Here is a 14,171-nt window from a genome sequence, read left to right as displayed (position 1 = left end):
ATAACATATAACATGATAATAATTAAAAGGAGGGGTCTCGATGTTTTTGGCTGCAGAGGAAGCTGCTACCAGCGGTGGCCACATCGATGTGTTTGATTTCTTTGTTATCGCCTTTACCATCCTCATCGCCATCGGGGTGATCCGTTCTCTAACGGCAAAGCAGAAGAACCTCTTTGCCATCGGATTCGGGCTGGTAAGCCTATTGGTATTCCTGATCATGGATTATGGCATGCTGAAGACTTGGTTCTGACAGCCTGCTTGACCATACCGTAATGAATGACGAGAGCCTTTCGGCTGCGGAGACGCACCGGGAGGCTTTTTTGGCCTATCCGGATATGCAAAAAAACCCCGGGCGTCGCCGTTGACGCGCCCGAGGGCTTACTCCAGATCAGATCGTACTACACCCACCACATTTCGCCAAGAGGCTCGCGGATCAGAACCTGCTGCAGGTTCTGGACCGCCTTGGTGAAGCCCTCTTCGACGGACATAAGGCCATCCTCGTGCTCGATGCTCACGACGTAATCATAGCCGACCAAGCGCAGAGCGCTCATGATGTCCGCCCAGGTCTTCAGATCGTGTCCGAAGCCCACGGAACGGAACTGCCAGGCGCGGTCCAGCATATTGCTGTAGGACTGCATATCGGTCAAGCCGTGCTTGTTGACGTTGATCGGGTCGATGGACGTGTCCTTCGCATGGAAGTGGTGAATGGCGCCGGCACGGCCCAGGATCTGAACGGCTTGAACCGGGTCGATGCCCTGCCACCACATATGGCTCGGATCTAAATTTGCTCCGATCGCTTCGCCTGCTGCCTCGCGCAGTCGGAGCAGGGTGCCCGGAGTATGGACGGAGAAGCCTCCGTGGAGCTCCAGGCCGACCTTGACGTGATGGTCGGTTGCGAACTTGCCCATCTCGGTCCAGTAGGGAATGACCTTCTCCTCCCACTGCCACTTCAGGATGTCTTGGTAGTCGTTCGGCCAGGGAGCAACCGGCCAGTTCGGGTACTTGGCATCCTCGTGGTCGCCCGGGCAGCCGGAGAAGGTGTTAACCACCGGCACCTCCAGCTTTTCGGCTAATTGAACGGTCTTCACGAACGTATCATGGAACTCCTTGGCGATGGGCTTCTGGGGATGAAGCGGGTTGCCATGGCAGGACAGGGCGCTGATGATCAGGCCGCGCGATTCGACGGCTTGCTTAAACGCTTTCAACTTGCCCGCATCCTCCAGCAGCACGTCCGGATTGCAATGGGCATTGCCGGGATAAGCACCGGTGCCGATCTCAACGGCCTGCAGACCTTTGGACGCAACGTAATCGAGCATCTCTTCGAACAGCTTCTGGGCGAATAATACCGCGAACACACCTAATTTCATGGAAAACTGCACCTCCATAATTGGTCGAAATGGTCAGTAACTTCCCTCTTGTTCGGATCCGTCCTGCTGGACGGCCTCTCTACACTTCCTATTGTAGGCAATAGGGGGAAGGTTATCTATATCAGAAGTTGCATTGTTTGTATCCTTTTTTGGTCAGTAGCCATCTGCCCGATGCGCGATCCATAACAAAACCCCTGAGGGCGATCCTGCCGGATGACGGGGACCTTCAGGGGTTGGGGGTTACTCGATGAATATCATTTTTTCGACGACCACTTTGTTGTTTTTGGCCCTTGGAACGCTCAACCGAATCGGGCAAAGGTAGAATTATTACTTATTCCGATTAATCAGCTCTCGCGGGTTGACGGTGTTGTCCAGCAGCAGCTTCGAGGCCGCACCTTCCGCAATCCGCTCCCAAGGCACGATCTTGAAGTTCTGGTGGAGCTTCTTGCCGTTCTCGTAGTTGGCGTCATCCTGGCTGACGAAGATCCCGTACGGGTAGGCTTGTCCCAACCCGAAGCCCAATACGTCGATTCCGTCGGTTTCCGAGGTTCCGTCCACTTTGGCTCCGTCGGCAATGGTGAAGCTGGTGATGAAGGTGTTGGCGGCTTCCCGCTGATAGATGGCGTAGCTGTTGCTGCCTTGACTGGAGGCGATCAGGTAGCCCTTTCCGTCCTTGCCGTAGTACAAGGTCAAGCCTTCAATGTCATCCTGCAGGCGGCGTCCGTCGGCGATATCGACGGTGGACAGGGGGTCGCTGCCGGCATCCGGCTCAGCGCCGTACTTCCAGATGGCGGCATCCTCTTCGGCAATGTACATCAAGCCGTACTCGTCATCAGCGACCAGGCCTTCGGATTGGGTGGCCAGCTTGAACTGGCGGACCAGCTTGCCGTTGACCTTGCCTTGGCCGTTGTCGGCGAGCTCGTATTGCTCGAACTCTCCTTTTTTGCCGAGGACCAGGGCGTAGAACTTATCCGTCTTCAGGCTGTGGTAAAGGCTGAACCCATACACCTCTCCCATCTTGGACTTGATCGGCTCTCCGGCAATGCTGCTCAGCTCGCCCGTATCCCCGTTGACGGCGAATACGTCAATGGTATTGGTGGTCCGATTGGTGGCCGCGACGATGTCTACCTTTTTGCCCCCGAGAGGGAAGCTGTAGCGCAGGTCAATATTGTTCATTTTGCCGAGCTTGTAGGATTGAAGCTGCTTGCCGGCCAGGTCATAGACCAGGATGCCGCCCGCTTTGTTCGTGGCGATCAGCTTGCTGCGGGAGGGATCCTTCGGATCCAGCCAGATGGCCGGATCATCCGCGGCATCATCGCCGGAATCCACGGCTTCCGTCTCGGCCGAGGCTTGTACCGCGAACGTCGGGATAGCGTCCTTGGGATCCTGGTACTTGGCCTGTTCATCCCGGATGCTCTGCAGAAGGGAGGAGGGAACCTGGGTGCGCTCGTTCACCAGCTTGACGGGTGCCGGAAGCTTGCCCGTTTTGCCTGCCAGGCGGTACTCGCTCTTATCGACGGCTACGAACCCTACGATGCCGTTGCCCAGCTTAAAGGTGACGGTTTGGTCCTTCTCGTCCCAGGTTATCTTGGCGCCCAGCTTCTCCAGCTCCGTCCGAAGGGGCACATACCCCGAATCGGCGGCATAGGCGTTCGTCCCCAGAAGGGCGAGCAGGGCGGATGCGGTTACGGTTGTTACTAGAATGGTTTTCAAATTCACGGTGATCGGATCTCCTTTTGGTAGCGATTTGCTCTATCATAAGGAGGAATGGTTTTCCCCGTGTTAGAGGGATGTTAAGATATTCCAAAGAAAGACCTGACTTGGAATGGCCCCCAAATGCACGGAACCCCTGGAACGGATCCGATATAGTAATGAAGCGAGAGGATGTGAAGGGATGGATTGGGTTGCCCGAATGAATGCGGCCATCGATTATATGGAGGAGCACCTGACGGAAGAGATCGCATACAGGGACATCGCGAAGGCGGCTTGCTGCTCGGAGCACCATTTTCAGCGGATGTTCTCCTTTATGACGGATATGTCCCTGTCGGAGTATATGCGCAGGAGGAGGTTAACCTTGGCGGCCTTCGAGCTGTACGGGAGCACGGTCAAGGTGGTGGATCTCGCGCTGAAGTACGGATACGATTCCCCGGAGGCCTTCACCCGCGCATTTCAGAATATGCATGGGATTACTCCCACGGCGGCACGGAGCTCAGGAGCAACGGTCAAGTCCTATCCCCGCATGTCCTTTCAACTCACCATAAAAGGAGTGACGGGAATGGACTATCGGATCGAAGTTACGCCAGCCTTTCAAGTACTGGGGTTCAGCCACCGGGTATCCATGGAGATGGCCTTTGCCGCGGTGCCGGGGATCTGGTCAAAGGCTCAGGCGGATGGGATTTTCGAGAGACTGTGGGCAGTGGGCAAGGCGGAGCATCCGCTGAGCGGACTCCTCGGTGTCTGCGCAGGCGGGCAATGGGGAAAAGGAGAGGCGTTCGATTATGTCCTCGCCGTGGTCTCAGAGGATTCGGCGACGGATGGGATGACCGAATGGACGTTTCCTGCAACCACCTGGGCGGTCTTCAACGCGCCGGGCCAGCCGGAAGGGCTGCAGGATATCTGGAGGCGCATGTACGCGGAATGGCTGCCGGCGTCCGTGTACGAGCCGGGTGATCTCCCCGCCATAGAGCGTTATTTGCCGCCGGACATGAACCGGAATGAACTATGGATCCCAGTCGTGAAGAAGAGCTGCTCCTGAACAGCAGGAACAAAAAGAAAGACCACAAACCTGACGGTCTGTGGTCTTACTCTGCTTGCCGATAAGCGGGTGATGGGAATCGAACCCACGCTATTAGCTTGGAAGGCTAAAGTTCTACCATTGAACTACACCCGCATGCATGATACCGGTGAGAGGACTCGAACCTCCACGGTTTCCCTCTCGATTTTGAGTCGAGCGCGTCTGCCATTCCGCCACACCGGCATAGAAATAAAAAAAAGCGGACGAAGGGATTCGAACCCTCGACCCTCGCCTTGGCAAGGCGATGCTCTACCACTGAGCCACGTCCGCATAAGATAATGGTGCGGTCGATGGGACTTGAACCCATACGAGCAAAGCTCACTACCCCCTCAAGATAGCGTGTCTGCCATTCCACCACGACCGCATGTAGGTGATCCAATACCAAGATACGCGCTGTAAGGCAAGAGGTGCGTCTAATGCGTATCAAGTGAGGGCAAAATTGATTATACCTCGAAATCGCTTGCGATTCAACCGTTAAATAAATGAAACATGAGCCATGTAGGACTCGAACCTACGACACCCTGATTAAAAGTCAGGTGCTCTACCGACTGAGCTAATGGCTCACAATGGGGCGATCGAAGGGGATCGAACCCTCGAGTGTCGGAGCCACAATCCGATGCGTTAACCACTTCGCCACGACCGCCATGAAATAAGGGTAAAACAATGGAGGGCGATGGATTCGAACCACCGAACTCGTCAGAGAACAGATTTACAGTCTGCTGCGTTTGGCCACTTCGCTAGCCCTCCAAAAAAAGAAAACCAGTGCCGGCTAGAGGACTTGAACCCCCAACCTACTGATTACAAGTCAGTTGCTCTACCAATTGAGCTAAGCCGGCATAAGAGAAAATAATGGCGGAGCCGACGGGATTCGAACCCGCGGTCTCCTGCGTGACAGGCAGGCATGTTAGGCCTCTACACCACGGCTCCGCGATGTCCCGCAGAGCCGGAGCGGCTGCTGCGGGGTCAAACTATTGCGGGGGCAGGATTTGAACCTGCGGCCTTCGGGTTATGAGCCCGACGAGCTACCGGGCTGCTCCACCCCGCGTCATTAGGAAGTACGGAGAGAGAGGGATTCGAACCCTCGAGACGCTTGTGACGCCTACACGATTTCCAATCGTGCTCCTTCGACCAACTCGGACACCTCTCCATAAAAGGCGAACGTTTGATATTGTAACCGATCCGTGGAGAAATTACAACTGGTAATTTGTTGCCCCCAAGTTGGCTCCGAATCAGTCCGTCGCTTGTCGAGCGGCCGGAAGATCAATATATCATGGCCGTCCCCCAAAAGCAAGTTGCGACTTTGTGGAAAAGGCGGTCTGAATGGATTTGGATAAGTCCGCATGATAAACTAATACCATTCCAAGATGGAAAGGAAATCGGTCAATGCCAAAGGTGCGTAAAGATGAAGTGGAGCTTCTGGCTCCCGCAGGGGATTGGGACTGCATGCGGGCCGCCGTCGCCAACGGGGCGGACGCCGTTTATTTCGGGGTCGAGAAGTTTAACGCCCGGGCAAGGGCCAACAATTTTACAACGGACGAGCTGCCGGACATCATGTCCTTTTTGCATAGCTATGGAGTGAAGGGCTTCTTGACCTTCAATATTCTCGTCTTCGAGGACGAGCTGCAGGAGGCGAAGGAGCTGATCGAGGCCTGCATCGATGCCGGGGTGGATGCGGTGATCGTGCAGGATCTGGGGCTGGTCAAGATGATCCGGGACATTTCTCCCGACTTCCCGATTCACGGCTCCACCCAGATGACCATTACCTCTCCCGAAGCGGTGGAATTCACCAAGCCCTTCGAGATGGAGCGGGTGGTGCTGGGCCGGGAGAACAACCTGAAGCAGATCAAGACCATTGGGGATCAAGCGAAGCTGCCGATGGAGATTTTCGTGCATGGGGCAATCTGTGTGTCTTATTCCGGGCAGTGCCTCACCAGCGAGATGTGGGGGGGGAGGTCGGCGAACCGGGGCGAATGCGCACAGGCCTGCCGTCTTCCCTACGACCTGGCGGTGGACGGAATCGTCAAGCCCATGGGGGATGTGGCCTACCTGCTGTCTCCGAAGGACCTGGCGGCCCTGGAGCTGGTGCCGGAGATCATCGAAGCGGGAGTCACCTCCTTCAAGATCGAGGGCCGGATGAAAAGCCCGGAATATGTGGCCAACGTGGTCAGCAAGTACCGGGCGGCCATCGACCGTTATCTGGAGGACCGAAGCGTCAAGCCTTCCAAGGAAGAGATTCGGGAGCTGGAGCAGAGCTTCTCCCGGGGGTTCACCTATGGCTTCCTGAAGGGAACCAACCACAAGCAGCTTCTGGACGGTACCTTCCCCAAGAGCCGCGGCGTCTACTTGGGACGGGTGAAGGAAGTGCTGCGGGATGCGGTTCTCTGTGAGCTGGAGTCGCCTTTGAAACGGGGAGACGGCATCGTGTTCGACGCCGGAGACCCGACGAAGAAGGAGGAAGGCGGACGGGTCTATGACCTGCGCAAGCAAGGCCGCAAGCTGGAGGGCGAGTTCCCGGGAGGAACAGTGGAGGTGGTGCTGGGGCGCAATGACGTGGACCTGTCCCGCGTGAAGCCCGGCAACCGGCTCTGGAAGACGAACGATCCGCACCTGGACAAGCGGCTTCGCCAGACCTTCGAGACGGACAAGCCGTACCGGACCTTCCCCCTGGAGGTTCGCATTACCGGTTCGGAGGGGCAGCCGCTCAAAGCCTGGTGGACCGATCCGCAAACCGGACACACGGCCTATGTGGAATCCGAGGTGATGCTGGAGGCGGCCCAGAAGCGCCCGATGGACCAAGCTCTCTTCGAGGAGCAGTTCGGCCGGATGGGCGGCACCTTGTTCTTCCTGGCTAAGCTGGATCTCCATCTGAACGGCGAACTGATCGTGCCCATGAGGGAGCTGAACAACATGCGCCGCAAGGCGGTGGAGGAGCTGGAGTCTGCACGCCGCAAGCCGCGGGCCTATATCAAGCGCTCCGTGGACGTCTATGCGGACGCCATAGCGCCGGCACCTAGAGCGCCACACCCGGAGCTGACGGCTCTGTGCCGCTCGCTGGAACAGGTCAAGAGCGTCGCCCAGTCCGAGGTAAAGCTGATCTACGCGGACTTCGAATTCATCAAGCAGTTCCCCGCGGCCATCGAGGCGGTGAAGGCGGCCGGGAAGCGAATCGCGCTGGTGACGCCCCGGATCCATATGCCGGGAGAGAACGGCTACTTCAAGAACATCCTGAACTTGGAGCCGGATGCGGTGCTGATCCGCAATACGGGGGCCATGTACTACTTCATGCAGCACCGGATGAATCATCCCGGGGAGCACCAGCCGGAGCTGATCGGGGACTTCTCCCTGAACATCGCCAACCATAAGACGGCGGACTTGTTCCTAGCGGCGGGCTGCAGCAGGATTACCCCATCCTACGATCTGAATATCCAGCAGATGACGGACCTGCTCCGCCGGACGGATACGTCCCGGGTGGAACTGGTCATCCAGCAGCATATGCCCATGTTCCATACGGAGCATTGTGTGTACTGCACATTCCTGAGCGAGGGAACGGACTACACCAACTGCGGCCGTCCCTGCGAGGAGCATCGCGTATCGCTGAAGGACCGGGTCGGCTTCTCCCATCCCGTCCGGGTGGATGAAGGCTGCCGCAATACGGTCTACAATGCGGTGGAGCAGTCCGGTGCGGAATATCTCCAGCACTTCATCGATCTGGGCATTCCCTCCTTCCGGGTGGAATTCCTGGAGGAACCGGGGGAGAAGGTACGCGAGGTGCTTCGCCTGTACCGCCAGGCCATTGACGGCCGCATCAGCGGAACGGAAGTGTGGAAGACATTGAAGGCGACGAACCAATTAGGCGTCACCCGAGGCCAGCTGGTCCGATAGCCCATCCAAAAAAGCCTGAACCTAACGCAGCATAAACTGCGAAAGGTTCAGGCTTTTTGGTGTGCGAAGACGTTATTCCGCCATCGACGGTACGTTCTGCTGCTTCTCGCTGTCCCGCGCGATCTTGCCATTGCCGACGAAGAAGGAGGTCAGAACCCCAATGGCGATGATGCCGAGGCCCACGAGGAAGACATAGCTGAAGGCATCGGTCCATGCATGCTTGACGTAGGACACGATCACCTGCGTCAGCTCCGCCGGCATCTTCAGAGCTTCCGGGGCGATCATGATGCCGAACAGGCTGTCGGTATTCTCGGCCAGCTTCGCCAGCACGGTGTGCACAGTCGTATTCGCGGCCACATCCGGGTCCGTCAGAACTTGATTCATGTTGGTCGAGATGCTGTGGTTCATGACGACGTTTAACAGCGTAACCCCGATGGTGCCGCCAATGGAGCGGAAGAAGGTGGCCGCGGACGTAACGGTGCCCAACCGGTTCTTCGGGAATTCGTTCTGGACCACGATGGTCAGGGTAGGCATGACCAGGCCCATACCGACGCCCAGGACGATCATGAACAGATAGGTGGTCCAAGAGGTGGTGTTCACATCCATGGTACTCATCAGGTAGAAGCCCAGGGAAGCGATCAGCATGCCTCCGACCAGGACATTCCGGTATCTCGTCCGGAGCAGAAGCTGCGAGCCCAGGATGCTGGAAGCGATCATGGCGATCATCATGGGGGTCATGGTGGAGCCGGCCTTCGTCGGCGAGACGCCCATGATCGCCTGCATGAACATGGGAACGAACATGATGGCGCCGAACATGCCGAGGCCCAAGAAGAAGCCCAGGATGTTGGTGGTGGCGAACACCCGGTTTTGGAACAAGCTCAGATCCAGAATCGGCTCCGCTGCGTAACGTTCGATGAAACCGAAGATAATAAACAGGATCAGCGAGCCCCCAAAGATGGAATAGCTGGCTGCCGAATCCCAAGCGAACTTATCTCCGCCGAAGGTCAGGCCCAACAGAAGCAGGACCAGTGCCGGAACGAAGGTGGCGATGCCCAGGAAGTCGATGGGAGCGCCGGTGCGGCCTTGAACGGTTTCCCGCTTGAGACCGATGAAGATCAGGATACCGGACAAGAGGCCGAAAGGAACGTTAATGATGAAGATCCAGTGCCAGCTGATGGTATCCACCAGGAAGCCGCCGATAAACGGCCCGATGACGGAGCTCAAGGCGAACAGGCCGCCGAAGACGCCCTGCCACTTGGCCCGCTGCTCTGCGGTGAAGATATCGCCGACGATGGTCTGAGACAAAGGCATGATCATTCCGCCGCCCAAGCCCTGCAAGCCGCGGTAATACACGAGCTGCTCCATGGTGGTGGCCGTAGCGCACAGCCCCGAGCCCAATACGAAGATCAGAATACCCAGGAGGTATAAGAACCGTCTGCCGTATAAGTCCGACAGTTTGCCTACAATAGGTACGATGGTGGTGGATGTGATCAGATAGGCGGTCGTTACCCATGCGAAGATGGAGAAGCCGTTCAGATCTCCCACAATAGTCGGCATGGCGGTGCCTACGACGGTCTGCTCCAGGGCACTGAAGAACATGCCGAGGATAAGCCCGATCAGGACAAGCTGCCTGTTGATGCCGGGTTGCTCTTGACTCATTGTTTATCCCTCCGTTACTCCTTGTGACCAACTGGTCATCCTTAATCTGATGTTAAGAATTCCAGTGGTTCGTTGTAGTTTAACTTGTTTCCAACCGTTCGGTCAGGTATATTGTATACTGGGATGACCAGTCGGTCAATATGATAAAATGTGATGGGAGTGGCGAATATTGAGAGCGGTCATCCGGTTTTCCCTGAACAATAAGTTCGCATTGTGGATCCTTACGGTCATGGTGATTCTCGCCGGTACCTACTCCGGCTTCCGCATGAAGGCGGAGACCATTCCCAACATCGAAGTGCCGATCATGACGGTCACCACGGTTTTCCCGGGAGGGGCGCCGCAGGATGTGCTGGACAAAGCAACCAAGCCTCTGGAGCAGCGCTTGAAGGGGCTGGACGGCGTCAGCACGGTGAGCTCCAATTCTGCTGAAAGCTTTTCCTCTATCATTCTCGAGTATTCCTACTCCAAAAATATGGACGAAGCCGAGCGGGAGGCCCGTGAGGCTGTAAGCTCCGTCAAGCTGGGGACTGGTATTCAATCCCCAACCGTATCAAGAATAAATCTGAATGCCTTCCCAGTCTTGACCTTAAGTCTGACGGATGAGAAGCGGACCCAGGCCGAGCTGTCGGAGCTGGTCACTGCCGAAATAGCCCCGGCCTTCCAGAAGGTCCCGGGGGTGGCAGCCGTACAAGTCTCGGGGCAGATGGCCCAGGAGGTGGTGATCCAGCCTAATCCGGCCAAGATTCAAGCCCTCGGGTTGACCGTCGATACGGTGAAGGGCATCCTGCAGGGCTCGGCGGTAACCTTCCCGCTGGGGGTGTTCGAGATGGACAGGGCGGAGAAGGTACTCGTGCTGGACGGGAATGTCCATACGGTGGAGAGCCTGGGCCAACTTGCGCTTCCTCTGATGCCATCCGCGGCCGGAGCGGGTGCAGGGGCTGGCGCGGGTACAGGAGCTGGCGCACCCGCCGCTCCATCTCCGCAAGCAGGGAACGCGGGGACTCCAGCAGGTCCAGTCCCTGGACCTGCTGCAGGCGCAGTTGCTGGAGCCGGCTTCGGCCTGCCTACGGTAAAGCTGGGCGATGTAGCGGACATCAAAGTGGTGAATCGATCGGAATCCGTCTCCCGTACAAACGGCAAGCCGGCCATCGGCATCAATATCGTCAAGACACCGGATGGCAACACGCTGGATGTCGTCAACGAGATCAAGAAGGAAGCCGGGCTCCTTCAGTCCAAGTATGATGGCTTGAATGTAGTCGATACCCTGGACCAAGGGGAGCCCATCCAACGCTCCATCAGCACGATGCTGAGCAAGGCGGCGTTCGGCGCTCTGTTCGCGGTGGTGATCATCTTACTGTTCCTGCGGAACATTCGATCCACGGTGATTTCTATCGTCTCGATCCCCCTCTCGCTTCTCATCGCAGTTCTGCTGTTGAACGAGCTGGACATCACGCTGAATATGATGACCCTGGGGGCCATGACGGTAGCCATCGGGCGGGTGATCGACGACTCGATCGTCGTCATCGAGAACATCTACCGCCGCATGACTCTCGCCACCGAGCGTCTCACGGGCAAGGAGCTCATTCTGGAGGCGACGCGGGAGATGTTCGTCCCCATCCTCTCCTCGACCATCGTCACCGTGGCCGTCTTCCTGCCCTTGGCGCTCGTAACGGGGCCGATCGGGGAGCTGTTTACGGCTTTCGCCCTGACCATCGTATTCGCGCTGGCGGCTTCACTGCTGGTGGCGGTCACCGTCGTGCCGATGCTGGCTCACCAGCTGATGGGCAAGGGCATGAAAGGCAAGGTCCACCGGGAGGAGGAAGGCGGCCGGCTGGAGGGCTGGTACCGCAAGGCGCTCTCCTGGGCGCTGAATCACAAGCTCATCACCTTCCTGGCTCCCATCGTCCTGCTTATCGCCACGATGGTCGTCCTGGTCCCTGCCGTAGGGGTCAGCTTCCTGCCTTCGGAGGAAGAGAAGACACTCACCATTACCTATAGTCCGGCACCGGCGGAGCGCAAGCAGGATGTGGAAGCCCTGGCGCTGAAGGCGGAGGAGCTGCTTATGAAGCGCTCCGGCGTAGAGGTCGTGCAGTATTCCGTGGGGGGCAGCGGGAATCCCTTTGCCTCCGGCGCCTCCAAGTCCGCCTTGTTCATGGTGAAATATAAGCCGGATTATGAAGGATTTGCCAAAGAGAAAGAGAAGGTATTGGAGGACCTGCAAGCGATGGGCTCCACGGGTGAATTCAAGCACCAGTCCTTCGGAAGCGGCGGCGGAATGGGCGGCAGCAAGCTTTCCCTGTTCGTCTACGGTGACGACCTGAAGACGATCCAGCCGGCAGTGGCTCGGATCCTGGAGAGCATGAGAGCCAGCCCGAGCTTCACCAATGCGGATTCCAGCCTGTCCGAGAGCTACGACCAATACAAGCTGGTGGCTGATCAAGCCAAGCTGAGCCGGCTCGGCTTGACCGCCGCCCAAGTGGGCATGGAGCTAATGCCGGCCCGGGACCGTCCCGTCTTAACCACGGTGGAGAAGAACGGGAAGGACCTGAACGTCTATCTGGAGGTGCCCCGGACAACACCGGCCACAAGGGTGGAGCTGGAGGGCAGGACCATCCGCGCCCCGTTGGGAGTGGACGTGGCGCTGAAGGACATCGTGACGATCGAGGAAGGAAAATCGCCCAACACGCTCTCCCGGCGAAACAACCGGCTGTATGCCGAGCTGTCGGCCGACCTGACGGGGAAGGACGTATCCCAAGCCACACGGGAGGCCCGGGATATCGTGGAAGCTTTGAAGCTGCCTCCGGAGCTGGAGGTGCAATTCGGGGGCGTGACCGAACAGATCAACGAGTCCTTCCGCCAGCTGGGACTGGCCATTGCCGCGGCGGTGGCAATCGTCTATTTTGTCCTCGTGCTGACCTTCGGCGGGGCACTGGCGCCCTTCGCGATCCTGTTCTCGCTGCCCTTCACCGTCATCGGCGGACTGGCCGCCCTCTACCTGACAGGGGAAACCATCAGCGTCTCCGCCATGATCGGAGCCCTCATGCTGATCGGCATCGTCGTGACCAACGCCATCGTGCTGATCGACCGGGTGATCAAGAAGGAACGGGACGGCCTCTCCACGAGGGAGGCGCTCCTGGAGGCGGCGGCTACGCGGTTGCGCCCGATCCTGATGACCGCCATCGCCACAGTGGGAGCGCTGCTGCCGCTGGCGCTGGGCTTTGAGAGCGGCGGGGCGATGATCTCCAAGGGGCTAGGCGTCACCGTCATCGGCGGACTGACGAGCTCGACGCTGCTCACGCTGTTGGTCGTGCCGGTCGTTTATGAATTTATGCGAAGGCTCGGCCGCGGCAAGATAAGGGATGCTTAACGAAACGGGGGGATCATATGGCGGCGGATAAAAGGGAGCAGATCTTGTGGGCGGCGATCAAGCTGTTTGCCGAGAAGGGGTTCCACTCTACCTCCATACAGGAAATTGCGGATGCGGCAGGTGTCGCCAAGGGCTCGACCTATCTGTATTTCAAGTCCAAGGACGCGATTCTCTTGTCCGTATTCACCGATTATTACGGCAAGATGTTCGACGACATCATGAATGCGCCGGTGCCCGATCTGTCTCCGAGAGACCGGCTGAAGGCTCAGATCCGGATGCAGCTGGAGAAGTTCATCGAATTCAAGGATTTCCTCAAAATGCAGATGCGGGAGCAGTTCATCCACCAGAATGAGGATATCAAGAAAGCCGCCGTACAGATGCGCATCCGGGGCTTGCTCTGGCTGCAGGAGCAGATTCAGGGGCTGTACGGGGAAGAAATCCGTCCCTGGTCCCTGGATTGCACCAGTATGTTCCAATCCGTCATGAGCGGGTATATCGGCAACATGATCCTTCATGGGATCCCGCATGATCTGGATGAGCTGGCCGATTTCCTGATCGGCCGGTTGGACGATCTGGTCGCGGGATTGTTGAGAGATCGTCCCAAGCCGATGCTGGGGGGAGTGGACCTGCACGATTTCCTGCAGGAGAACCCGGCGGGGTCGCGGGAGGATAAGCTCCGCCAGCTGTTCCGGCAGATCCGGGAGCTGGCGGAGGCGGATGCCGGGGAGAGCGAAGCGGCGGAGGATCTGACCGCCTCCCTCCAGGTTCTGGAGGAGGAGCTGCAGAAGCCGAGGCCCAAGCGAGTCATCGTGCAGGGCATGGTGACACTCCTTCAGCAGAGCGGCATCTCCGGGATGAAGAAGCTGGTCAAGCAGCTTCAGGCAGAGACGGCCGCCGCGCTGGAGCGGGCGTCGGAAGGATAATCCTAAAACAGCGGCAGGCCTTCTAGGGCTTGCCGCTATTTTTTGTATAAGAAAACCCCCAGTTCGACTGGGGGTTCAGGAAGCTTATAGCTATGAGTAGTCAATCCTTTGAACTCGATGATAAAATTTTAGCCGGTCTGCCAACCGCTAAAAAGTATCGAAGGAGAACAAAGGATGGA

At 57.8% G+C, this 14,171-nt stretch carries 8 protein-coding genes and 11 tRNA genes; 5 read left to right on the top strand and 14 right to left on the bottom strand.

Features of this window, described 5'->3' with window-relative positions:
* The first annotated feature begins 40 nt into the window (after positions 1–40).
* The gene (locus ACSEXW_RS16935) at positions 41–250 is read left to right on the top strand and encodes a DUF2759 family protein (RefSeq protein ID WP_438447348.1); all 210 of its coding nucleotides are present in this window, start codon (positions 41–43) and stop codon (positions 248–250) included.
* Positions 251–398: 148 nt separating this feature from the next.
* Here the strand turns inward: ACSEXW_RS16935 and ACSEXW_RS16930 are convergent, their stop codons facing one another.
* Both ACSEXW_RS16930 and ACSEXW_RS16925 read right to left on the bottom strand, forming a co-directional pair.
* Positions 399–1,367 carry a sugar phosphate isomerase/epimerase family protein gene (locus ACSEXW_RS16930; RefSeq protein ID WP_438447347.1) on the bottom strand — a complete coding sequence of 323 codons (969 nt, stop codon included), beginning with the start codon at positions 1,365–1,367 and terminating at the stop codon, positions 399–401.
* Between the two features lie 327 nt (positions 1,368–1,694).
* Positions 1,695–3,080: a phytase gene (locus ACSEXW_RS16925; protein WP_438447528.1), complete on the bottom strand. Its 1,386-nt coding sequence runs from the start codon at positions 3,078–3,080 to the stop codon at positions 1,695–1,697.
* Positions 3,081–3,261: 181 nt separating this feature from the next.
* Between ACSEXW_RS16925 and ACSEXW_RS16920 the strand changes: the two genes are divergently transcribed.
* Positions 3,262–4,122 carry an AraC family transcriptional regulator gene (locus ACSEXW_RS16920; RefSeq protein WP_438447346.1) on the top strand — a complete coding sequence of 287 codons (861 nt, stop codon included), beginning with the start codon at positions 3,262–3,264 and terminating at the stop codon, positions 4,120–4,122.
* Positions 4,123–4,186: 64 nt separating this feature from the next.
* On the opposite strand, the gene ACSEXW_RS16915 is transcribed toward ACSEXW_RS16920, so the two are convergent.
* The 11 genes from ACSEXW_RS16915 to ACSEXW_RS16865 form a co-directional block, all read right to left on the bottom strand.
* Positions 4,187–4,257, bottom strand: a tRNA-Gly gene (locus ACSEXW_RS16915).
* 8 nt (positions 4,258–4,265) lie between these two features.
* A tRNA-Leu gene (locus tag ACSEXW_RS16910) sits at positions 4,266–4,344 on the bottom strand.
* A 15-nt stretch (positions 4,345–4,359) separates the two neighbouring features.
* Positions 4,360–4,431 (bottom strand) — tRNA-Gly (locus tag ACSEXW_RS16905).
* A gap of 9 nt (positions 4,432–4,440) precedes the next feature.
* Positions 4,441–4,525 (bottom strand) — tRNA-Leu (locus ACSEXW_RS16900).
* 126 nt (positions 4,526–4,651) lie between these two features.
* A tRNA-Lys gene (locus tag ACSEXW_RS16895) sits at positions 4,652–4,724 on the bottom strand.
* Between the two features lie 4 nt (positions 4,725–4,728).
* A tRNA-His gene (locus ACSEXW_RS16890) sits at positions 4,729–4,804 on the bottom strand.
* Positions 4,805–4,825: 21 nt separating this feature from the next.
* Positions 4,826–4,908 (bottom strand) — tRNA-Tyr (locus ACSEXW_RS16885).
* 16 nt (positions 4,909–4,924) lie between these two features.
* Positions 4,925–4,997 (bottom strand) — tRNA-Thr (locus ACSEXW_RS16880).
* A 14-nt stretch (positions 4,998–5,011) separates the two neighbouring features.
* Positions 5,012–5,088: transfer RNA gene (locus tag ACSEXW_RS16875), tRNA-Asp, on the bottom strand.
* 44 nt (positions 5,089–5,132) lie between these two features.
* A tRNA-Met gene (locus ACSEXW_RS16870) sits at positions 5,133–5,206 on the bottom strand.
* A 13-nt stretch (positions 5,207–5,219) separates the two neighbouring features.
* Positions 5,220–5,308: transfer RNA gene (locus tag ACSEXW_RS16865), tRNA-Ser, on the bottom strand.
* Between the two features lie 236 nt (positions 5,309–5,544).
* On the opposite strand from ACSEXW_RS16865, the gene ACSEXW_RS16860 reads away from it, so the two are divergent.
* Positions 5,545–8,043 (top strand): U32 family peptidase, encoded by a 2,499-nt coding sequence (locus ACSEXW_RS16860; protein ID WP_438447345.1) that lies wholly within the window; start codon positions 5,545–5,547, stop codon positions 8,041–8,043.
* A gap of 72 nt (positions 8,044–8,115) precedes the next feature.
* On the opposite strand, the gene ACSEXW_RS16855 is transcribed toward ACSEXW_RS16860, so the two are convergent.
* Positions 8,116–9,702 (bottom strand): MDR family MFS transporter, encoded by a 1,587-nt coding sequence (locus ACSEXW_RS16855; RefSeq protein WP_438447344.1) that lies wholly within the window; start codon positions 9,700–9,702, stop codon positions 8,116–8,118.
* Between the two features lie 169 nt (positions 9,703–9,871).
* On the opposite strand from ACSEXW_RS16855, the gene ACSEXW_RS16850 reads away from it, so the two are divergent.
* A complete protein-coding gene (locus tag ACSEXW_RS16850) occupies positions 9,872–13,069 on the top strand; it encodes an efflux RND transporter permease subunit (protein WP_438447343.1) in 3,198 nt (1,065 codons plus the stop codon).
* A 17-nt stretch (positions 13,070–13,086) separates the two neighbouring features.
* A complete protein-coding gene (locus ACSEXW_RS16845; protein WP_438447342.1) occupies positions 13,087–13,992 on the top strand; it encodes a TetR/AcrR family transcriptional regulator in 906 nt (301 codons plus the stop codon).
* Positions 13,993–14,171 lie beyond the last annotated feature (179 nt).

The organism is Oryzibacillus soli, assembly GCF_051594765.1.
GTDB lineage: Bacteria > Bacillota > Bacilli > Paenibacillales > NBRC-103111 > Paenibacillus_AR.
The sequence above is the reverse complement of the archived record's forward strand: the minus strand, read 5'-3'. Positions and strand labels throughout refer to the sequence as shown.